This is a genomic window from Paeniglutamicibacter sulfureus (assembly GCF_039535115.1).
In the GTDB taxonomy this organism is placed as follows: domain Bacteria; phylum Actinomycetota; class Actinomycetes; order Actinomycetales; family Micrococcaceae; genus Paeniglutamicibacter; species Paeniglutamicibacter sulfureus.
Genome location: NZ_BAAAWO010000001.1, coordinates 107891 through 130241 on the forward strand (window position 1 = coordinate 107891; position 22351 = coordinate 130241).

Annotated in this window: 15 protein-coding genes; 12 read left to right on the top strand and 3 right to left on the bottom strand. The window is 66.0% G+C overall.

Annotated elements, in window-relative coordinates:
• Positions 1-12 precede the first annotated feature (12 nt).
• The 6 genes from mtrB to secA all read left to right on the top strand — a co-directional run bounded on the left by mtrB (position 13) and on the right by secA (position 9408).
• Entirely contained in the window at positions 13-1821 is a 1809-nt protein-coding gene (mtrB, locus tag ABD687_RS00480; protein WP_310288191.1) for an MtrAB system histidine kinase MtrB, read from the top strand.
• Entirely contained in the window at positions 1818-3533 is a 1716-nt protein-coding gene (locus tag ABD687_RS00485; protein ID WP_310288187.1) for an LpqB family beta-propeller domain-containing protein, read from the top strand. Before mtrB ends, ABD687_RS00485 begins: the two co-directional genes overlap by 4 nt.
• Positions 3534-3600: 67 nt before the next feature.
• Positions 3601-4494: a ComF family protein gene (locus tag ABD687_RS00490; protein WP_310288184.1), complete on the top strand. Its 894-nt coding sequence runs from the start codon at positions 3601-3603 to the stop codon at positions 4492-4494.
• Between the two features lie 151 nt (positions 4495-4645).
• Entirely contained in the window at positions 4646-5362 is a 717-nt protein-coding gene (gene hpf, locus ABD687_RS00495; protein ID WP_310288181.1) for a ribosome hibernation-promoting factor, HPF/YfiA family, read from the top strand.
• A gap of 24 nt (positions 5363-5386) precedes the next feature.
• A complete protein-coding gene (locus ABD687_RS00500) occupies positions 5387-6607 on the top strand; it encodes a winged helix-turn-helix domain-containing protein (protein ID WP_310288179.1) in 1221 nt (406 codons plus the stop codon).
• A 77-nt stretch (positions 6608-6684) separates the two neighbouring features.
• Positions 6685-9408 carry a preprotein translocase subunit SecA gene (secA, locus tag ABD687_RS00505; protein ID WP_310288176.1) on the top strand — a complete coding sequence of 908 codons (2724 nt, stop codon included), beginning with the start codon at positions 6685-6687 and terminating at the stop codon, positions 9406-9408.
• On the opposite strand, the gene ABD687_RS00510 is transcribed toward secA, so the two are convergent.
• The gene (locus ABD687_RS00510; RefSeq protein WP_310288173.1) at positions 9405-10088 is read right to left on the bottom strand and encodes an Rv3235 family protein; all 684 of its coding nucleotides are present in this window, start codon (positions 10086-10088) and stop codon (positions 9405-9407) included. The genes secA and ABD687_RS00510 overlap by 4 nt on opposite strands.
• Before the next feature lie 53 nt (positions 10089-10141).
• Positions 10142-10930: a LysM peptidoglycan-binding domain-containing protein gene (locus tag ABD687_RS00515; protein WP_310288170.1), complete on the bottom strand. Its 789-nt coding sequence runs from the start codon at positions 10928-10930 to the stop codon at positions 10142-10144.
• Positions 10931-11050: 120 nt separating this feature from the next.
• Here ABD687_RS00515 and ABD687_RS00520 point away from each other — a divergent pair, with 120 nt between their 5' ends.
• The 5 genes from ABD687_RS00520 (at position 11051) to ABD687_RS00540 (ending at position 20091) form a co-directional block, all read left to right on the top strand.
• Positions 11051-11596, top strand: coding sequence for a hypothetical protein (locus ABD687_RS00520; protein WP_310288168.1), 546 nt, complete (start codon positions 11051-11053; stop codon positions 11594-11596).
• Between the two features lie 193 nt (positions 11597-11789).
• Entirely contained in the window at positions 11790-12446 is a 657-nt protein-coding gene (locus ABD687_RS00525) for an SAF domain-containing protein (RefSeq protein ID WP_310288166.1), read from the top strand.
• On the top strand, positions 12443-13693 hold the full coding sequence (locus tag ABD687_RS00530) for a CpaE/TadZ family protein (protein ID WP_310288164.1): 1251 nt from the start codon (positions 12443-12445) through the stop codon (positions 13691-13693). Before ABD687_RS00525 ends, ABD687_RS00530 begins: the two co-directional genes overlap by 4 nt.
• Positions 13694-13800: 107 nt before the next feature.
• Positions 13801-18615 (top strand): NAD-glutamate dehydrogenase, encoded by a 4815-nt coding sequence (locus ABD687_RS00535; protein ID WP_310288161.1) that lies wholly within the window; start codon positions 13801-13803, stop codon positions 18613-18615.
• 3 nt (positions 18616-18618) lie between these two features.
• Positions 18619-20091 (top strand): sensor histidine kinase, encoded by a 1473-nt coding sequence (locus tag ABD687_RS00540; RefSeq protein WP_310288159.1) that lies wholly within the window; start codon positions 18619-18621, stop codon positions 20089-20091.
• Between the two features lie 81 nt (positions 20092-20172).
• Here ABD687_RS00540 and ABD687_RS00545 read toward each other — a convergent pair whose 3' ends face one another.
• Positions 20173-21711 (bottom strand): LysM peptidoglycan-binding domain-containing protein, encoded by a 1539-nt coding sequence (locus ABD687_RS00545; RefSeq protein WP_310288157.1) that lies wholly within the window; start codon positions 21709-21711, stop codon positions 20173-20175.
• Between the two features lie 200 nt (positions 21712-21911).
• Here ABD687_RS00545 and ABD687_RS00550 point away from each other — a divergent pair, with 200 nt between their 5' ends.
• A complete protein-coding gene (locus ABD687_RS00550; protein ID WP_264270693.1) occupies positions 21912-22268 on the top strand; it encodes an Rv2175c family DNA-binding protein in 357 nt (118 codons plus the stop codon).
• Positions 22269-22351: the final 83 nt, after the last annotated feature.

Here is a 22351-nt window from a genome sequence, read left to right on the forward strand (position 1 = left end):
GTGGCGGGAACCATGGACACCGTCGAGCCGGTGCGACCCGCACCCGCAACCCCGGCGCAACCTGCCCGGGTGACATCCTGGATCCGCCGCGCGCTGGCTGCGCTGGTGCGCACGCGCAACACCATGCGTTCGCGCTGGACCCGCTCGCTGCTCTTCAGGACGGTCACCTCCGCGATGCTGCTCAGCGCCGTGGCCATGCTGGGCGCCGGGGCTTTCCTGTCCAACCAGATCGCCACCGGCCTGTTCCAGGAGCGCTTCAACCAGGTCGAGTCCGAATCCCTGCGCGGGTTGAACCAGGTCCGCGCCATCTTCGACTCCGCGGCCACCACCGACCGCTCCAGCACGCACTCTCTGGTGACCAGCACGCTGAAGATCCTCGAGGGCGAGACGGCCCTGGTGCCGCGCGACTTCGTGCTGGTCCCGCTGCCCGGTGCCGACGACCTCTACGTGGGCCCCACCGCCAGCGGCAACCTGACCTCCCGCATCGTCCCGGAGGCGTTGGCCGACCAGGTCAAGGAGTCCAACGCGACCTATTGGCAGTCCATCGAGGTCAACGCCGGGGACAGCGCCGGGCCGGGCCTGATCTTCGGTACCAAGGTGACCCTGCCGCCGGGCCGCGAATACGGCCTGTACCTGGTCTACGACCTCTCAAGCGTGCAGGACACCCTCGACTTCATCAACCGGGCCATGGGCTTGATCGGCGGACTGCTGTTGCTGGTGGTCGGCGGCATCACCTGGTACGTGACCCGCGCCGTGGTGCGCCCCGTGGCGGCCGCCGCGCAGGTCTCCGAGAAGCTTGCCGCCGGGCAGCTGGAGGAACGCATGGTCGTCTCCGGGGAGGACGAGATCGCCCGGCTGGGCAACTCGTTCAACCACATGGCCGCGTCCCTGCAGGACCAGATCAACCAGCTAGCCATGCTCTCGCAGATGCAGCAGCGCTTCGTCTCCGACGTCTCCCACGAGCTGCGCACCCCGCTGACGACGGTGCGGATGGCCGCCGAGGTGCTTCACGACGCGCGCGAGGACTTCGACCCCATCAACAAACGCTCAGCGGAGCTGCTCTACAACCAGGTCGAGCGCTTCCAGATCCTGCTCAACGACCTGTTGGAGGTCTCGCGCTTCGACGCCGGGGTTGCGGTTCTCGATGCAGAGCCCACCGACCTGGTCTCCGTGGCCCGGCGCGTGATCGACGCCGCCACCCCGCACGCCGACGCCATGGGCTCGGTGCTGCGCCTGAGCACCCCGACCGGGGGAGCGGTGGCGGAAATGGATGCCCGGCGCATCGAGCGCGTGGTGCGCAACCTGGTGATGAACGCCGTGGAACACGGCGAGGGCAACCCCATCGACATCACGGTGGGCGGGAACGCCAACGCGGTGGCCATCACGGTGCGCGACCGCGGCATCGGCATGAGCCCGGAGTCCGCCGGCCGGGTCTTTGACAGGTTCTGGCGTGCCGACCCCGCCCGCGCCCGCACCACCGGGGGGTCGGGGTTGGGCCTGTCCATCGCGATGGAGGACACCCGGCTGCACGAGGGCAGGCTCGAGACCTGGGGGGAGCGCGGCGTGGGATCCTGTTTCCGGCTGACCCTGCCGCGGATCCTGGGAAACCAGATCGTCGCCTCGCCGCTGCCGCTGGAACCCATCGTGCTGGCGGACGCGGTCCTGGACGACGGCATGGTCGTCTCCTTCCCGTTGACCGGGGAAATCCCCGCCATAGGCTTCAAACCGGCACCGCCGCTGATCCCCGAGGAAACCCCGGGCAGCGACGCGGATGTCCAGGGCACCCCCCGCGCGCACCCCAGGAAGGCACCACCCGCATGACTAGGAAACGCCCCTCGACCTCTTCGCTCCTGGCCGTGCTGCTGGGCGTGGTGCTGGTGCTCACCGGATGCTCGGAGATCCCGCGCAACTCGCCGGTGCAGTCCATCGCCCTGGACGGGAACAACAACGAGGAGGGCGGGGACGTGCAGTTTACCGCCCCGGGCCCGACGGAGGGGGACGGCCCGCGCAAAATCGTCGAGGACTTCATCCAGGCCGGCGTCGCGTCGCAGGACGACTACAAGGTCGCCCGCGAATACCTGACCCCGAAGCAGTCAGGTGTCTGGAAGGGCTCGGTGCGGACCCTGGTCTACGATGACCGCCCTTCGGTGATCCCCGGGTCCAACCCCAACACCTACACCATCCAGCTGGAGCTCGTCTCGGAGATCGACGAGGCGGGCATAATGACCGAAATGCCGCCGCACACCACCCGGGCGCTTGACGTATCGCTGGAAAAGGTTGACGGGCAGTGGCGCATTTCGCAGCTGCCCGACGGCATCATGCTGGACACCGCCAACTTCGCCCACGTCTTCTCCCCGCAGACTCTGTATTTCTACGACGTCACCTTCGAATACGCCGTGCCCGATGTGCGCTGGTTCCCGAACCGCACGGGCGTGGCGGCCGCCATGGTGGAGGCCCTGCTGGCGGGCCCCTCCGAGTACCTGGGAAACGCGGTGGTCTCCGCCTTCCCCGGAGGAAGCAGCCTGGTCCGTACCTCGGTGCCCATCGAATCACAGCGGGCCACGGTGGACCTGGGCTCGGCCACGTTCCTGGAGTCCACCGAGCTTTCGCGGCAGCTGATGCAACAGCAGCTTGAGCTGACCCTCGGAGGGCTGGGCAGCGTGCGCTCGGTGGTGATGAGCGATGAGCAATCCGAGATAAAGATCGGATCCAAGGATCCGCAGTTCGAGGTCGCGGAAGTCAACCCCGCCGTTCCCGACACGCAGATCGGGGTCGTCGACGATGCGCTGTACTACCTCAAGGGCAGGTCCCTGCGGTTGGTGGGCGGCATCGGCGACATTGCCGGATACCAGCCGCGGCTGCCGGCCATGAGCCCGCTGGGGAACCGCTATGCGTTCCTGAACGGATCCCTCACCTCCCTCATCGTCGTCGACGAGGAAGGCCGCAGTTCCGTGGTCGCTAGGGGCGAAGACCTGGTGCGGCCCTCCATGGACGCCCACGGATGGACCTGGACCGTGGACAATTCCTCGACCACCAGCGTGCTGGCGGTGCCCGCCGACACCACCGTGAACGGGAAGGTACGCCCGATCACCGCCGACGGCCTCACCGAGGCCAACGTCTCCTCGCTGCGCATCTCGCGCGACGGCACGCGCGCGTTGATCGTCTCCAGCAAGGACGGCGAGACCAGCGTGGCAATCGCCGGGATCCTGCGGGATGCGGACGGCGCACCGCGCGGCTTCGCGCCGCCGAAATACATCTACCCGGACGTACCTGCGACGCAGGCGGTGTGGAATTCGGATGTCTCGGTGATTGTTTCCTCCGCCAGCACCACCGAAAGGGTCACGGCCGAGGAAATCAGCCTGACCGGCACCCGGGTCAAGTACCTGCCGCTGCTGGGGATGGTCGGCCTGTCCGCCGGGCCCGGGGATCGCCGCCCCGTCTACGCCGAGACGAATGACGAAATCTACTCGCGCGTGGGCAGCTCCTGGCATGAAATGGAAGACATGGTGCGGGACTTGTCCTACCCCGGCTGATCTGTGTGGGGACGGGACCGTCCACAGCACGTGGCCTGCGTGTCCCAGCCATGGAACATGAGGGGACATGCTGGACGGCATGAAGGACCGGAAGCGACCTGATCCCGACGCCATCTGCAAGCGGGCACTTCCCGTCGCCGGCGTTGCGGCACGGACCTGGCTTGGGCGTGTCGATGCCTGGTGGGCGCACGGTGCCGCGTACGCCGTGCGCTCGGCAATGCGAGGCACCGCGGCCCTGCTGCTTCCGGTGGATTGCGTCTGCTGCCGACGTCCGGACGCCGTGCTGTGCGCCCCCTGCGCCAGGGCGATGCGCACCGCCTGCCTCCGCCCCCGGAGGGTCGAGCATCGTGCCGAGTCGCTGCCGCTGAATCACCGCAACGAGCCGCTGCCGGTGGTTGCGGCGGGCGCCTACGAACACGAGCTGGCCGCTGTCATCCTGGCCTTTAAGAACCGACAGATGCCGGGCCTGGTCGGAATCCTGGTGCCGCCGCTGGCCCGTGCCGTAAAGTCCGCCATAGACACGCTCGTTGAGCCCGGAGCGCCCGTGGTGCTGGTGCCGGTGCCGACCCGGCTGCAGGCGCGCAACCGGCGCGGTTATTTCCCGGTGGGCCTGTTGCTGCGCCGGCTGCGAAGAACGCGGGTGCTCCCGGATCGGGTGCTGGTCGCCGGGCTGGTGCGCTACCGGGCGACGCGGCAATTCACCTCGGCGCAGAAGGGCAAGGGGCGACGCGCCCGGGGCGCAGTGCGGAATTCGATGTGCGCGGGCGGCGGCGGATTGCCGGCCCGCCTCGCCGTCTTGGGTGCTCGGGTCCTGCTCGTGGACGATGTGCTGACCACCGGATCAACGCTTGCCGAGGCGAAACGCGTGTTGGCCGAGGCAGGGCTGCAGGTGTGCGGTGCAGTAGTCCTGGCGGCGACTCCGGCACCCGATGAAAAACGCGGTGTTCGCTCAACGCGATGAAGTAATAATCCGTACATCCTTGATTATCCTTCCATCTGTCATAGGGTGAGGTATGGGCACCCCGCAAGGGGAAAAGAACCCATCTTCAGCGACCGAAAGGAGTGAATTCCTCGGTCGCTGATGTGTCACCTGAGCAATGATGGAGGACACCATGGAGATGACGATCAACGGACGCAATGTCAGTGTTACGGATCGCTTCCGCGAGTACGTGGACGAGAAGATTGACAAGGTCGATCAGCTTGCAACGAAGATCCAGCGCTTGGACATCAAGGTCACCAAGGAGCAACACGCCCGCAACGCGGACACTGCTCTGACCGTCGAATTGACGGTTCTGGGCCGTGGCCCCGCGATCCGCGCCGAGGCCAAGGCCGCGGACAAGTTCGCCGCCTTTGACACCGCGTTTGCAAAGCTCCTGGAGCGTTTGCGCAAGGCCCGGGATCGTCGCAAGATCCACCACGGACGCCAGACACCGACGGCCGTCCACCAGGCCACCAGCAACCTGGAACCGGCCAACAGCACGCTTCCGCTGCACGAATCGACTCGCCTGGCCCAACAGGAAGAAGAAGCCCGGCTGGCCGCGGACGCCGACCAAAACGGCGCTCCACCCATCGAAATCCGGCGCAAGGTCTTCCCGGCGGAAACCATGAGCGTCGATGACGCGGTTGACCGCATGGAAATGATCGGCCATCCCTTCTACCTCTTCGTGGACGCGGCAACCGGGGCACACTCGGTCGTGTACGCCCGCAAGGGCAAGGGCACCCAGCAGTACTCCTACGGAACCATCACCCTGGATCCGGACGCCACCGACGAGGCGACCCTGGAGACCCGCCGATACCGCGACCCGGAACCGGCAACGGCCAACGCCTAGCATCGCGGGACCTACGATGGGTTCATGAGCAGGATTCTTTCCGCATCGCAGGCCCGCCGCATCGCATTGGCAGCCCAAGGGCTGCATCGGGTCCGGCCCACCGCACCGATCAACCTCGGTGCGGTGGGCCGGACCTTTGCGCGTCTGGAACTGATCCAGATCGACTCGGTCAATGTCCTGGCCCGCGCACAGTACCTGCCGATCTTTTCGCGGCTGGGCCCTTACGCCCCGGACCTTCTGGACAGGCTCGCGGTGAGACACCCGCGGAAGGTGGTTGAATACTGGGCGCATGAGGCCTCCCTGGTGCGCAGCGAGCATTTCCACGACCTCGTGCCGTGGCAGCAACGCTCCTGGCCCGGAAGCATGAAGACCATCGACGAAGACGGGCGAGTGCTGGCGCACCGGATCCTGGAGTTGCTTGCGCAGGGACCGGCGCTGACGGCCCGGGAAGTCGCCACCGAACTCGGCCATGAACATGTCAAGGACCAGGAATCCTGGGGCTGGAACTGGTCCGCAGTCAAGCGTGCCCTTGAGGCGTTGTTTGCGGAGGGAATGATCAGCACCGAGGGCCGCAACGGTGCCTTTGAACGCCGCTACACCTCACTGCACCGGGTGTTTCCCGAATCCCGTGCCCCCGCGACGGAGCAGGAACGCCGACGCGGGATGGAACGGCTGCTGCTGGCTTCCGCCAAGGCGCACGGGGTGGGCAGCGTGCACTGCCTGGCCGACTATTTCCGGTTGCCGCTGCGGCAAAGCGCCGTGGCGCTTGAAGACCTGGCGGGGCGCGGTGCGCTGGAACGCGTGGGCGTCCAAGGGCTGAAGGACGCATTCTATGTGCTGCCCGGCACCGTCGTTCCGCGGGCGGCGACCGGCCGGGCCCTGTTGGGACCTTTTGACTCGATGGTGTTCAATCGCCGACGCATCGAAAAGCTGTTCGGGTTCACTTACCGCCTGGAGATCTACACGCCCGAGGCCAAGCGCGTCTACGGATACTACGTCCTGCCGTTCCTGCTGGGAGAGCATCTGGTTGCCCGGGTCGACTTGAAGGCGGACCGGGCTAACAGACTGCTCCTGGTCCGCGGGGCCTTCGCCGAGGCCGGCGCACCAATGCAGACCGCGGCCGAGCTGGCAGCCGAATTGCGGCTCATGGCCCGGTGGTTGGGTCTCGATGAAGTGGTGGTTTCGGCTCGGGGGAATCTGGCAGCAGCCTTGGAGTTTTCACTTAGCTCGCCCGAATCCAGCTAAAAGCCACAGGTGAAAGCATTCCCTCACGTAGACTGAACACGCCAGAATTCCTGTGCTTGAGATTTGGGAGCTGCCTCGTGGCATCACTGCTTGAACGTATCCTGCGTACCGGCGACAAGAAAACGCTGAAGACGTTGCGCGGGTACGCTGACGCCATCAACGTGCTTGATAGCGAATTCCGTGCCCTGTCCGATGCGGAGCTGCGTGGTGAAACCGACAAATTCAGGGCGCGCATCGCCGACGGCGAGTCCCTCGACCACCTGTTGCCCGAGGCGTTTGCCGCGGTCCGTGAGGCCGCCGACCGAACCCTGGGCATGCGCCACTTCGACGTCCAGCTCATGGGCGGAGCAGCCTTGCACCTGGGCAATATTGCCGAAATGAAGACCGGTGAGGGCAAGACCCTTGTCGCCACGGCGCCGGCTTACCTCAATGCCCTGAGCGGCAAGGGCGTCCACGTGGTCACCGTCAACGACTTCCTGGCCGAATACCAGTCGGATCTCATGGGACGTGTCTACCGCTTCCTGGGGTTGACCAACGGCTGCATCCTGTCCAACCAGGACCCGGCGATGCGCCGCAAGCAGTACGAAGCGGACATCACCTACGGCACGAACAATGAGTTCGGCTTCGACTACCTGCGCGACAACATGGCCTGGAGCTCCGACGAGCTCGTCCAGCGCACCCACAACTTCGCCATCGTCGATGAGGTCGACTCGATCCTCATCGACGAGGCACGTACCCCGCTGATCATTTCCGGGCAGGCCTCGGGCGACGTGAACCGCTGGTACACCGAATTCGCCAAGCTTGTCACCCGGCTGTCCCTCGACGTCGACTACGAGGTCGATGAGAAGAAGCGCACCATCGGCGTGCTGGAACCAGGCATCGAAAAGGTTGAGGACTACCTGGGCATCCACAACCTCTACGAGGCCTCCAACACCCCGCTGATCGGGTTCCTGAACAACGCGATCAAGGCCAAGGAGCTGTTCAAGAACGACAAGGACTACGTCGTGATCAACGGCGAGGTCATGATCGTCGACGAGCACACGGGTCGTTCGCTTGCAGGACGCCGCTACTCCGAGGGCATGCACCAGGCCATTGAGGCGAAGGAAGGGGTGGAGATCAAGGCCGAGAACCAGACGATGGCGACCGTGACCTTGCAGAACTACTTCCGTCTCTACGAAAAGCTTGCCGGCATGACCGGTACGGCCCAGACCGAGGCCGCGGAATTCATGGGCACCTACAAGCTCGGCGTGGTGGAGATTCCCACCAACAAGCAACTGCTGCGCAAGGACCAGGCCGACCTGATCTACAAGAACGAGATCGCAAAGTTCGACGCGGTCGTCCAGGACATCGCCGAACGCCACGCCACCGGCCAGCCGGTGCTCGTGGGCACCACCAGCGTTGAGAAGAGCGAGTACCTGGCGCGGCTGTTGGCCAAGCAGGGAATCCGCCACGAGGTCCTGAACGCCAAGCAACATGCCCGTGAAGCCGCGATCGTTGCGCAGGCGGGCAAGAAGGGCGCGGTCACCGTCGCCACCAACATGGCCGGACGCGGCACCGACATCATGCTTGGCGGCAATGCCGAGTTCCTGGCCGTCGCGGAAATGGAACGCCGCGGGCTGGACCCGGAGACGAACTCCGAGGAATACGAACGCGTCTGGGACGATGTCTTTGCCGGTGCCAAGGAACAGGTGCAGGCCGAGGCCCAAGAAGTCACCGACGCCGGCGGACTCTATGTGCTGGGCACCGAACGCCACGAATCCCGCCGCATCGACAACCAGCTGCGCGGCCGTTCCGGGCGCCAAGGCGACCCCGGCGAGTCGCGTTTCTACCTGTCGATGACCGATGAGTTGATGCGCCGCTTCAATGCCGGCGCTGCCCAGCGGATCATGAACAACCCCTCGATGCCCGACGACGTGGCACTGGAATCCAAGATCGTTTCCAAGGCCATCGAGACGGCGCAGGCCCAGGTGGAAGGCACCAACGCCGAGCAGCGCAAGAACGTGCTGAAGTACGACGACGTGATGAACCGCCAGCGCGAGGCCATCTACGGCGATCGCCGGCGCATCCTCGAAGGCGGGGACCTGCATGAAAAGGTTGCGCACTTCCTCGAAGACGTGGTCAAGGCCATGGTCAGCGAGTCCACCGGCGAGGGCCATGCCGAGGATTGGGACCTGAAGCGGCTCTGGGCGAACCTCAAGCAGCTCTACCCGATTTCCATCACCCTCGACGAGGTTGCCGAGGAAGCCGGGCACCACGACGCCATCACCCCCGCGCTGCTCGAGCGGGAAATCCTCTCCGATGCCCGCCTGCAGTACGCGGCACGCGAGGAAGCTGTGGGCCAGGAAAACATGCGCGAGCTTGAACGACGTGTGGTGCTTTCGGTCATTGGCCGCAAGTGGCAGGAACACCTCTACGAGATGGACTATCTCAAGGAGGGCATCGGCCTGCGCGCGATGGCCCAGCGCGATCCGTTGGTTGAGTACCAGCGCGAAGGCTTCCTGATGTTCCAGACCATGATGGAGTCCATCCGCGAGGAAAGCATCGGCATGCTCTTCAACATCGAGGTTGAAACCCGCCAGGCGCCTGCGGTTTCGCTGCCAGGTGTCACCGATGCCCGTTCCATGACCAACGAACCGGTCCTGAGCACCCCGGGGCTCGAAGCCCCGGCGCGCCCGTCCACCCTGCGCTACACGGCGCCGGAGGAGAGCGGCGAGGCGGCCACGCACATCGAGCGCACGCAAGGTGCCGAGGCCACGAAGCCGGCCGGCGGCAACAAGAAGAAAAAAGGCAAGCGCCGCTAACCGATTTCGAGGGCGGTAACCTGCCAGCGTCCGTGCCACCGCTCTATTCTTAGGGCGGTGGCGCGGACTTTTTGCATGTCCCGCAGGATCACTGCGGCCTCGAAGACCAGCGGCAGGACCTGGGTGATACGCATGCGCATGACCCGCGGATTGGAGTACGTGCAGTCAGCGGGGTCTGGCCGGTGAATCGCACCCAGACGCATGTGCTGCTCCAGCTTGTCCAGGCAAGTCGGGCTCAGGGCATGGTGAAGTTGGCGGACGGGACGGGCACCGGCCAGCACCTCCAGGACCGCAGGTGCCGCCGCGTGGACGACTGCCGCCACGGATTCTTCGAGGCCCAAAAGCGCGTTGGTGGGTGGGAAAAGCTGTTCGAGCACCACCCTTACCGCAGGGTTGGGGGTCCGCGCCGGATAATCCTCCTCGGACTCACAACCCAATTCCGCGGCGGAGTTCGCTTGGCGATCTTCGGAGGACGTTACGCCGCGCGGCGGTGACTCGGGGCCCGGCTCGGGGCTGAAGCACCTCCGGGGACGGGATCCGGCTCCTGCGCGCAGCGCTTCGGGGAACCGCCTGACCTCGATCGCCGGTGCCGTTGCATTGCCCGGCGTTGCAAACACGTTCTCGTGCAAGAGCAGCGGCTCGGCGTTTATTGTGGAAGATGTGATCGCTGTGGTGCTCATGAGGGGCTCCTGGTGTGCGGGCAGGTTGTCGGTACGGGTGGCGAACCTGCAGGTCAGGATCGCAGTGATGCGCTTTGGGGTGCCTGGAGCACCATGCCGATGTAAAGCTTGTTGGGGTCCGGGCCAATGAGCTGGCGGTTGGCCTCGTACCAGCGCGGCCAAGATGCGGATATTTCCTCGGCGCTGGCACCTTCCGGCAGGTTTCGGGCGGCGATGGACCAGAGGCTGTCGCCGGGGCTTACGACCACTTCAGCGACGGGGCGCGTGTTGCCGCCCCCGACGAGCCGTTGCATCTGTAACGGGACCCGGTGGGGAATCCATCCCGGGCTGAGCAACTCAGTTTCGCCGGGCGGGACCACCGCTTCGGGCGGCAACTTCACGACCTGATGGACAGGGAATGCCCCGGGGGAAGTCTCGGGCTGCATTTGCGGCAGTGCAGGGGCTTCAACGGAAATGGCGGTGGCGGCACCGGCAGGTCCGGCTGTGAGGGAGCACGTCGCCAGCACCAGCGATCCACCCAGGCCCGCAAGTGCCAGCCGGGCAACGAATGCGGGGACGACTCCGGCCAGGATCGCTGCTTGGCGCCGGTGGCCGCAGGCATATGCCAGACGGGCCACAAGTGCCAGTCCGAGGCAGACCAACAGCCAGGCGAGCACCAGCCCGCCCAGGAGGCCCAGGACCAATCCGGTGAGTTGTTCCAGCGACGTCGCATCGAGCGTCGTCCCGGTGAAGGAACGCGCGTCCAGGGAGCGCCAGATTCCCGCGCTTGCCCCAAGCATGCCCAGTGACAGGCAGGAAATGCCGGCGAGGGACAGCGTATCGCGGACGCCTTGGGTGACCATGCCGATCTCCTTAGATGTTGTTTGATGTCATTTGATGTTGTTTGTAGAAGCATGATGACACTTCGTGATGGAGGAAGCTAGGGGGTAGGCGGAAAACTTTTGAGCATCTAGGGTGTGCTCATGAGATGGGAAGCGCTCTTTGCAGATCTTGAAGCGGAATTCGGGGCCGAGGCTGCTCGGGAGCAGAACAGCGAGATCCAGGAATTCGTGCGGATCGAGCGTGCACGGCAGTCCTTGATGCAGCGGCTGGCCCGGCACGTGGGCACCCGCATTGACGTGCAGCTGCTGGGGGCCGAACGCATCGGTGGACGGCTGGCGGGAATCGGCAAGGACTGGCTGATGCTCCAGCACGGAGGTAGCGAGGAACTGATCCCCGTCCAGGCGGTAGCCTGGTGGGCCGCACTCGAGGCGGGACGCGCGCCCGAGCCCGGGGAGCGGCGGGTCAGATTCTCCCAGGCCCTTCGGGTGCTGGTGCGCGACCGGGCCCGGGTCAGCGTCGGCGGGATTGACGGCCAGCTTCTGGCCAGCGGCACCCTGGACCAGGTGGGTCAGGACTTCCTCGAGGTGGCGCTGCATGCCCGGGACGAGTTTCGCCGGCCCGGCGCGCTGTTGGGCAGGACCGTGATTCCATTCGCCGCGCTGGCCAGGGTGCGCCGCGAGGGCTGAGCGACTGGCCGCCAGTTATCCACATTGTTACGCGGCCTGCTGTTCACCGGTCGCCGCCGCGGCGTAGGGTGGCCCACAAGGACCGGAAAGGGACCAGTGGTCCCGGGGTTGGAGCATTCCATCCATCGTGCGCACCGGACAACGGACGGATGTCCGCGCGCGGGGAGATGGGCGGCGGAGGGTGCAATGGGACATGGAGAAGGCACGCGATCAGGTTTCCGCGGCGGCGAGCCGGCTGGGCAGACCGAGCTGGAAGGATCCCCGGTTGTTGCTCGGCATTCTCATCGTGCTGGCTTCCAGCGTAGGGGTGGTTGCGTTGACCAGTTCGATGGACCGCACCACGCCCATGTACTCGGCCAAGTCAGACATCTCGCTGGGCGAGGAAATCACCGCTGAGAAGCTCCACGTGGTCAACGTGAAGCTGGACGCGCTGGAAGCTGGCTACGTGCCGGCGGATCCCGGAATGTTGTCCGGGACGCGGGCCAACTCCCTGATCCGTGCCGGGCAGCTGCTTCCGCGCAGCGCGCTCGGGCTGAACGACGGCACCAACCGCCGCCCGGTCTCCATCGACTTGCCCGACGCCCTGCCTTCGGCCATCACCGCCGGTGCACATGTCGATGTCTGGGTGTCACTGAAGGACCGCTCGGCCAACGCCTATTCGCCACCCACCCTGCTGCTGCCCGCCGCGGAAGTGACGGCACGCACCGAACGCGCCACCGGATTCGGCGGCACCGCCGGGACCTTGGTCGAGATCCTTGTGGTGGACACCGGGTTGGCCGACCTGCTCGAGGCCATGGCCAACGATGCCCGCATCACAGTGGTCTTCAATCCCGGAGCCAGTGCCTCATGAACATTTCCGTGGTGGTGCACGGGGACGACGGTGTCGTGGTGGACAAGCTGGAAAGCCACCGCGGCGTCCTCACGGTGGCCCGCAGTTGTGCGGAAATAGCAGAAGTGATCGCGCTTTGCGAAACCGGGCTCGCCGACGCGGTCATCCTGGCCGGTCCGGCGGAAGAGGTGGATACGCAGGACATCGATTCCATGATCGAGCGCGGCGTTCCGGTGGTGGTGCTCTGCGACGACGTTGCGCAGGGCCAGCGGTTGGGTGCCGCCGGTGCCTACGTGTCGCCGACCGGAACGCTGGCGGCCGAACTGGGCATCCTGGTCACCCGCGCCCGTGCCGAGCTTGGCCACCGCGAGCGCGGACCCGACCCTGCCCACGCCGGCGAACCGGCGAAGGGGACGACGGGGAAGCGTGCCCGCGTCGTGGTCTTCTGGGGTCCGGTAGGGTCTACTGGTCGCTCCCTGGTGGCGTTGAACTACGCGGTTGAATGTGCCTTGGGCGACGAGGACGTGGTGCTGCTGGACGCCGACACCTACGGAGCGTCCCAGGCGGTGCAGCTGGGCCTGCTCGACGAGGCGGCGGGCATAGCCCAGATTTGCCGCACCGTGGATTCAGGCAGGTTCGATGCGACGAAGCTGGAGCGAATCTGTGCGCCAGTGGTGATTGCCGGTGCCCGTATGCGTGTCGCTACCGGGCTGCCGCGGGCCAGCCGGTGGCCCGAGCTGCGCCCGACCGCGCTGCGCCGGGCGGTGCTTGCCCTGCAGGAAGGCTGCGACACGATCGTCGTCGACGTCGCGGCTCCGCTGGAACTCGACGAGGAACTGTCCTTCGACACCGCTGCCCCGCAACGCAATGGCGTCACCGCGGCGATGCTGCGCGTTGCCGATGAAATCTACGCCGTCGGCGCGGCCGACAGCATCGGTGTGCCCAGACTGATCCGGGCGCTGGAGGAATTGCACGAGGTGCTGGGGGAGCTGGAGGTGAAAGTGGTCTTCAACAAGGTCTCCGCGGCCAATGTTGGCGCCTCGCCGCGCCAGGCTCTTGCCGAGACATGGGAGCGCTTCGGACCCGAGATCCCCGTCGCGGCCTACCTGCCGCACGACGCCGCGGCGGTCGACGCCGCCCTGCTGGCAGGCAGCGCCCTAGCAGAAATTGCCCCGCATTCCGGACTCCGCGTGGCGATCGCAGGCCTGGCCGGGCGTCGAATTAGGGCCAAAACGCCGCTTCTGCGCAGATTTACCCCCTCGATGTGACGTCCGTAACCCGGCGGGATAGTGTTGTAACACAAGCGTTGCGCAATGGAGCGAAACGCAAACTCGATATCCACGGAGGCGTTCTTTTGAACACGTCGGAGTCCAGCATGTCCGAAACTTTCATCGCTGAGACACTTACGCCCGATTTGGTAAACACTTACTACGGGCAATTGGCACAAGAGGACGAAGCGGGGTACTCGCCGCAGCAGCTCGAATCCCGGGTGGCTGCCCACCTTGACGTGGGGTGGCAGCGGGCGGCCAAGACCGCCGGCGTTGCTGTCACCCGGCACGGCGCGACCACCATGGTCTACGTGGTCACCGACGACATGCCGTTCCTGGTCGACTCGGTCACCGCCGAGATCGTGCGGCAAAAGATCGCCATCAACGTGGTCGTTCACCCCACCTTCCTGGTGACCCGCGATGCATCCGACGGACACATCACCACCCTCCACACCGTTTCCGCCAACAGCCACCTGGCCAGTGGCGACACTGCGGCAATGCCGTCGATCTCCGCGCTGGTCGCCGAAAACAGCGACACCGCCATCGAATCGTGGATTTCCGTTGAACTGGGCGGGGACCCGAGCGACGAGGCGGTCTCCGACCTGGTCGCCGGGCTCGAACGCATCCTGAAGGACGTGCGTGCGGCCGTTGAGGACTGGGTCCCGATGCGCAACAAGGCGCACGAGATCGCCGATTCGCTGGCCAACGTCACCGGCGCCGAGGACATCGCGGACCTGAACGCGGCCGTGGACCTGCTGCACTGGCTCGACGACGGCAACTTCACCTTCCTGGGTTACCGCGAATATGACCTCATCACCGAGAACAACGAAGACGTGTTGCGCCTGCAGGTCGAGTCCGGCCTGGGGCTGATGCGCAACGCGGTACCTGCAAGCGGCCTCCAGCACCTGACCAAGCGCGGCCGGGCCATGGCCCGCGACAAGCGCGCCCTGGTGATCACCAAGGCCAACTCCCGCTCCACCGTGCACCGCGGGATCTACCTGGACTACGTGGGCGTCAAGCGTTTTGACGCCGAGGGCAACGTCAACGGCGAACGCCGCTTCATCGGCCTCTTCGCCTCCAGCGTCTACACCTCCTCGGTACGCAGCGTCCCGGTGGTCCGCGAGAAGGTCGAAGCAGTGCTCAAGCGTGCCGGCTTCGCCCCCGACTCGCACTCCGGCAAGGACATCGTCACGATCCTGGAGACCTACCCGCGCGACGAGCTCTTCCAGATCTCCGTGGAGGACCTCACGCACACCGTGCTGGGCATCCTGCGCCTACAGGAACGCCGCCGCACTTCGCTCTTCCTGCGCCCCGACGTCTACGGGCGCTTCATGTCGGCACTGGTGTACCTGCCGCGTGACAGGTACACCACCGGCGTTCGCCTGCGCATCGAGAAGGAGCTGACGGCGGCGTTCAACGCCGAGTCAATGGACTTCGAGGTCCGCATGAGCGAATCCTCGCTGGTCCGGCTGTTCTACCGGATCCGCCTGCAGCGCCACGGGCTGACCCCGGTGGTCGACCGCGCGGCGCTGGAAACCCGCCTCGTTGCCGCCGTGCGCTCGTGGTCCGAAGGCATCGCCGTGGCCGCCAACGAACGGTACGGACCCGAGCAGGGCACCGAGCTGGCCGCCCACTGGGCCGAGGCCTTCCCCGCCGCGTACCGCGTCGAGTTCGAGGTCGAGGATGCCCTGGCGGACATCGAGCGCTTCGGGCTGTATGAAAAGCCCGGCCACACCGGGCCGGTCGTGAAGTTCGTCGTCCCCGAGGAGGACGAGGACTCGGAGATCAACGCGCGGATGAAGCTGTACCTCACGGCGCCGCTCTCGCTTTCGAAGATCCTGCCGGTGCTGCAGAACCTGGGCCTTGAGGTCATCGACGAACGACCCTTCGCCGTTACCCCCTCCCGCGCCGAGGACCGCTACCTCTATGACCTGGGCCTGAAATTCCCGGCCGGAATCGACCCGCTGGCCGCCGAGCCGATGCTCGCAGAGGCCTACGGCGCCGTCGTCACCGGCGAGGCCGAGTCCGACCACATGAATCGCCTGGTGCTGCTCGAAGGCGTGTCCTGGAGGCAGGTCGCGATGCTGCGCGCCTACTCGAGGTACCTGCACCAGCTGGGCGTCTCCAACTCGTACACCTTCATGTCCGACGCACTGGTCGGCAACCCGGAGGTCACCCACGGAATCATCGCGCTCTTTGAGGGCACCTTCAACCCTGCCCTTGGCGCCGAGGAATCCGCCCGGGAGATCGAGGCTGCCCACGCTGTGCTTGCCGAGGCCCTGGAAAAAGTGCCGACGCTGGATGCCGACAAGCTGCTGCGCCGCTTCGTGAACCTCATCGAGGCCACGCTGCGCACCAACTACTACACCGACCCGGCCGCGCTGGCCTTCAAGCTCATGCCCGGGAAGATCACCGACGCGCCGTTCCCGCGGCCCAAGTACGAGATCTGGGTCTGCTCCCCGCGGTTCGAGGGCGTGCACCTGCGCTTCGGCGAGGTTGCCCGCGGCGGGCTGCGCTGGAGCGACCGGCGCGAGGACTTCCGCACCGAGGTGCTGGGCCTGGTCAAGGCCCAGATGGTGAAAAACGCCGTGATCGTGCCCACCGGCGCCAAGGGCGGTTTCTACGCCAAGCAACTGCCCAACCCCGCCGAGGACCGCAACGCCTGGCTGGAAGAGGGAAAGGCCGCCTACCGCATCTTCATCCGTTCGCTGCTGGAAATCACCGACAACCTGGTCGCGGACGAAAACGGCGAGCGGGTCGTACCGCCCGCCAACGTGGTGCGTCTTGACGGGGACGACACCTACCTGGTGGTCGCCGCCGACAAGGGCACCGCTGCCTTCTCCGACATCGCCAACGCGATCTCCGCGGAGCGCGGCCACTGGCTGGGCGACGCCTTCGCCTCCGGTGGCTCGGTGGGCTACGACCACAAGGCCATGGGCATCACCGCCCGCGGTGCCTGGGAATCGGTCAAGCGCCACTTCACCGAGTTCGGCGTCGACACCCAGACCCAGGAATTCACCGCCGTCGGTGTGGGCGACATGTCCGGGGACGTATTCGGCAACGGACTGTTGCGCACCCGCACCGTCAAGCTGCTGGCGGCCTTCGACCACCGCGACATCTTCCTGGACCCGCACCCGGAGCCGGGAGCCTCCTTCGACGAACGGGCGCGGCTCTTCGAACTGCCCCGTTCCTCCTGGGCCGACTACAACAAGGAATTGATCTCCGCCGGCGGCGGGGTGTACTCCCGGGCCCTGAAGTCCATCCCGATTTCCCCCGAGGTGCGCGAGGCCCTGGGCCTGGGCACCACGGTCAGCTCCATGGCACCGAACGAGTTGCTCAAGGCCATCCTCGGCGCTCCCGTCGACCTGCTCTACAACGGCGGCATCGGGACCTACGTCAAGGCGTCCGGCGAATCGCACGCCGAGGTCGGGGACCGCGCCAACGACGCGATCCGGGTGGACGGGGCGCAGGTCCGGGCCCGCGTCATCGGCGAGGGCGGCAACCTGGGCATGACCCAGCGCGGCCGCATCGAGGCGGCGCTGCACGGGGTCATCCTGAACACCGACGCCATCGACAACTCCGCCGGCGTGGACTGCTCGGACCACGAGGTCAACATCAAGATCTTCGTTGACCGCATGGTCGTCGCCGGGAAGCTGGCGGCCTCGGAGCGCGCCGACTTCCTGCAGTCGATGACCGACGAGGTCGCCCGCCTGGTGCTGAAGACCAACTTCGACCAGAACGTCATGCTGCTCAACGACAAGCAGGAGCTGGCCGCCATGTCCCCGGCCTACGAACGGCTTATGGATTGGCTGGAGGAACACGCGGAACTGGACCGGGACCTGGAGTTCCTGCCCACCACCGCGGTGCTCGAGGAACGCCTGGCCGCCGGCGGCTCGCTGACCACCCCTGAGCTGTCGGTGCTGGTGGCGTACGCGAAGATCCAGCTGGCCGGCGCGCTGGCCGCCAGCGACCTGCCCGATGACCCGTACTTCGCCGCCACCCTGCGCAACTACTTCCCGGCACAGCTGGCCGAGCGCTTCGGCGCGGAGCTGGCGAACCACCCGCTGCGCCGGGAAATCATCGCCACCGTGGTGGCCAACGACATGGTCAACATCGGCGGCACCACCTACGCGTTCCGGGTCATGGAGGAGACCGGTGCCAACGAGGCGCAGGTTGCCAAGGCCTTCGTGGCGCTGCGCGAGATCTACTCCTTCGACGATGAGATCGGCGCGATCAACGCGCTTCCCGCATCCTTCGACGCGCAACACTGGTGCCGGCTGCACCTGGACATGCGCCGGCTGCTGGATAGGGCCACCCGCTGGTTCATCCACCATGTGGATCGCGACGAGCCGGTCGACGGTGCCATTGCGTCGCTGGCCCCCACCGTGCGGTCGCTGCGCCCGGTGGTCGGTTCGCTGCTGCGCGGGGCAGATGCCGAGCGCGTGGCCAGGTGGAAGGCCGAGGGGAAGAGCTGGGGGCTCGACGACGCCCTGGCGACCCGCTGGGCCGGTCAGTTCGAGACCTTCGTGTTGCTGGACATCGCCGCCCAGGCCAAGCGCAGCGGCACGGACGCCGCCGAGCTTGCCGAGGTCTACTACGTGCTCTACGACCGCTTCGGCGTGGACTCGCTGCTCGAGCGGATCACCGCGTTGCCGCGCGACGACAGGTGGAAGGCGCTGGCCCGCGCGGCCCTGCGAGACGACCTGTACTCGACGATCATCGACTTCACCCGCGACGTCGTGGCGGCCACGGACGGAACCGAAACCGACCCCGCGGCGCGCGTGGGTCAGTGGTTGGAAGCGAACGCGGCTAATCTTGATCGTGCACAGAACATGTTCGCGGAAGTGAACCGGCTGGAACGCGATGACATGGCGTCCTTGTCGGTGGCTTTGCGGCTGTTGCGTTCCATCGTACGGAGGTAATCCTTGGCCATCTTCACGGACCAAATTCGAGAGTCGGCCGATTTTGGTCCTGGGGATGAGGATTGGATCCACCTCCTGGTGGGGGACTGGCAACTCATCGCGGACCTGGCGTTCGCAGACCTGGTGCTGTGGTTTCCGGTGGAGGGCACATACAAGGCCCTGGCCCATGTGCGTCCCTCCACCTCGCACACCGTCTTCCACACCGACTTCGTGGGCGAACGGATCCGCAAGGACCTCAAGCCGCTGGTCGAGCAGGCCTGGCGGACCCAGGACATCGTGCGCTCCGATGCCGGTGCGCCCTCGGCGGGGGAGCACTCGATGCTCATCGAGACTGTTCCCCTGGTCCGCAACGGGCGCACCCTGGCGGTGCTTTCCGTGCACTTCGACCTCGCCGGATCGCGCATGCCCTCGCGGCTCGAGCTGACCTACAAGCAATGCGCCGAGGACCTGCTGCGGATGTGCACCCGCGGGCTGTGGCCCGACTTCGCCACGCCCACCGGGTCCCGGCGCGGAGCCCCGCGCGTGGGCGACGGATTCATCCGCCTGGATGCCGACGCCGTGGTCCAGTACGCCAGCCCGAACGCCGTCTCGGCCTACCGCCGTTTGGGGGCGGCCGCAACGCTCGAGGGCAAGTCGCTATCGGAGGCGACGATGTCCCTGGTCAGCGACCGCCGGCTGATCGACGAGTCGCTCCCACTGGTGGTTTCGGGCAAGATGCCCTGGCGCACCGAGATCGAGTCGATGGGAGTGACACTGTCGCTGCGGTCGATCCCGCTGCGCAACGCCAAGGGGCGCTACGGCGCGCTGGTGCTGTGCCGCGACGTGAGCGAGCTGCGCCGCCGCGAGAAGGAACTGGTGTCCAAGGACGCCACGATCCGCGAGATCCACCACCGGGTGAAGAACAACCTGCAGACCGTCGCCGCGCTGCTGCGCATGCAGTCGCGCCGGATGAAGTCGGAGGAGGGCCGCCAGGGCCTGGACCAGGCCATGCGCCGGGTTGCCACGATCGCCGCGGTGCACGAGACCCTCTCGCAGGGGCTGAGCGAGAACGTGGACTTTGACGAGTTGATCGACAGGCAGTTCCGGCTGATCGTGGAAATCGCGTCGCCGGGCCAGAAGGTCAAGACCGAGCGGACCGGCGCCTTCGGGCAGCTGCCCGCGGAGCTGGCGACCCCGCTCTCGCTGGTCATCAACGAACTAGTCACCAACGCCGTGGAGCACGGACTGGCCGAGCGCGACGGCACCGTGGTGTTGGACGCCGGACGCCGGCGCAACGCCGTGGGCGCGGACATCCTGAGGGTAGCCATCAGCGACGACGGGGTAGGTCTGCCTCCCGAACCCCGCACGGAGGGCCTGGGGCTGCAGATTGTGCGCACGCTGGTCACCAGCGAGCTCGGCGGCAACATCCACTGGGAGGACCGCACAGGGTCCGGCACCCGTGTCGTCCTCGAACTACCGGTCGCTGCCAGGCGCTAAGCGCGGCACGGGCAAGGCAAAAGACGGGTGTGGCCCGGTTCCCGAGGGAACCGGGCCACACCCGTCCTGCTGACCGGAAGGCTAGTTGAACTTGTTCCGGTGGGCCATGACGCTGGCCACGTAGTTCTTGGTGTCGGCGTACATGCCATTGCGCTTTACGCCGGTGGCACCCTGGTAGTAGTAGGCGATGCCCATTTCCATGGACGGCGCGTTGCGCTGGTGCGAGCGAATGATCGCCACACCGGCGGTGACGTTGTCCTGCGGGTTGAGAAGGTCGAGCTGGCGTCCAACCAGTCCCTCTGCCCATTCGCCGGCCGACGGGATGACCTGCATGACGCCCACGGCGTTTGCCGGGGAGACCGCATTCATGTTGAAGCCGGATTCCTGGAAGGCGTGTGCCATGGCCAGCGCCGGATCGACACCCATCTGCCGGGCGGTGCTGGCGATCATCGACTGCATGGCTGCAGGGGATGGAAGGTTCCGGGAAAGCAGCTCGCGCTTGTTGTCGTTCGCCGAGCCCACCACGTCCGACTTGTAGGTGCGGCCCAGGAAGGAGTTGCCTACCAGCGGCTTGGAGCTGGTGGGGTTGACGCCCGAGGACTGCGGGGCGGCGGAGCCGCCGCTGTTGACCTTCAGGGTCCGGCCGATCTTCAGCACGGTCGAGTAGGTCAGACCCGGGTTCAACCGCAGGATGGTGTTCAGCGGCGTCCCGGACTTCAAGGCAATGTGCCCGAGGGTGTCGCCGGAAACCACCTTGTAGCTGGAGCCGCCGGACTGGGACTTGGGCGCGGAGGGCGCAGCCGTCCTGGACGGCGAAGACGAAGCGGAAGAGGATGAGCCGCTGATCTTCAACTTGTCACCGGGACGGATGATGTCGCCGTTCGACAGGTTGTTCAGCTTCATGAAGGCGGAGACCGACATATTGTGCCGGATCGCGATCATGGAGGGGCTGTCGCCCGACTTGACCGTGTAGGTGCCCTGCGAGCCGCCGGAGTTGGCGCTCGGGGCAGCCTTGGCCGAGCCTGTGGAGCCGGTTGATCCGAAGCGAAGCGTCTGGTTGACGTAGATGGTGTCGTTGGCAGGGTTGCCGGCAGCGGTGCGCACCGCGGAAAGGGACACGCCGAGCTTCCTGGCAATCGATCCCATGACATCGCCCTGGGCAACCTTGTAGGTCTGCGCCTTGGCGGAGGACCCATTGCTGTTGGACGAAGCCTTGGGTGACGACGCCTTCGACGAGCCGCCGCTCAGGCGCAGCACCTGGCCGGGCTTGATCAGGTCGGAAGAGAGCTTGTTGAATTTCTTCAGGTCACTCACCGAGACGCCGGTGCGAGCGGCAATATGGGAAAGGGTGTCGTTTTTCTTGACCGTTGCGGTTCCACCCTTTTTTGCGAGGGGCACAACCGATCCGGGAACGTGGGCCGCGACCAAGTGAGCGCTGATCCGTGCCTCTGCAGCCTTCACCATCGCCGGGGTGGCGAGCTTCGGCTGGAGGGCGTCACGGGTGGGCAAAGGTGCAGCCTGGGCCGGGATTGCTAAGGAACCAAGGACCACCGCCGGGATTGCCGCCGTGGCGACGGCGCTGCCAAGGGCTCTGACGCGATTGTTATGTGCAAGGGACATGGAGCGATCCTTTGGGTTGGGGCAAGGACGAATCGTTCGGTCGCAATTGAACGCACACGACTGTGGCCTATGTGCGTTATGTGACTCATGGTGCGGTTGTGACTATTGTGAATTTACACCACGACATGGCAATTGTGAAAGATCCCACGACGAAATCATTCATATGGCTCCAGAATGACCCGCACATGTGGCACGCTGGAATGGTGAGCAATCTTGAGAATCTTGTGGCCGAATGGCTGCCCCTGCCCGACCTGGCCGAAGCACTGGACGTTTCCATCAAACGAGTCCATAGCCTGATCGATGAGCGCGCAATCATTGCCGTTCGAGTGGGGGAGCGCAACATCCGCAGCGTCCCCGCAGCCTTCCTCCTGGACGGGGCCATTGTCGACAGCCTCAAGGGCACGATCTCGGTGCTCAAGGACTCGGGCTACGAAGACCATGAGCTCCTGGTGTGGCTTTTCACCCCGGACGAGTCGTTGAACGGGACTCCCATGGATGCACTGCGGGCAGGACGCAAGACCGAAATCCGTCGTCGCGCCCAGGCTCTGAGCTGGTAGCCAGAGCAAGACTCCAGGTGTTTGGCCAACGCACAGACACTGCACCAAAGGCGAAGGTCCCTTCCGGAGAAACCGGGAAGGGA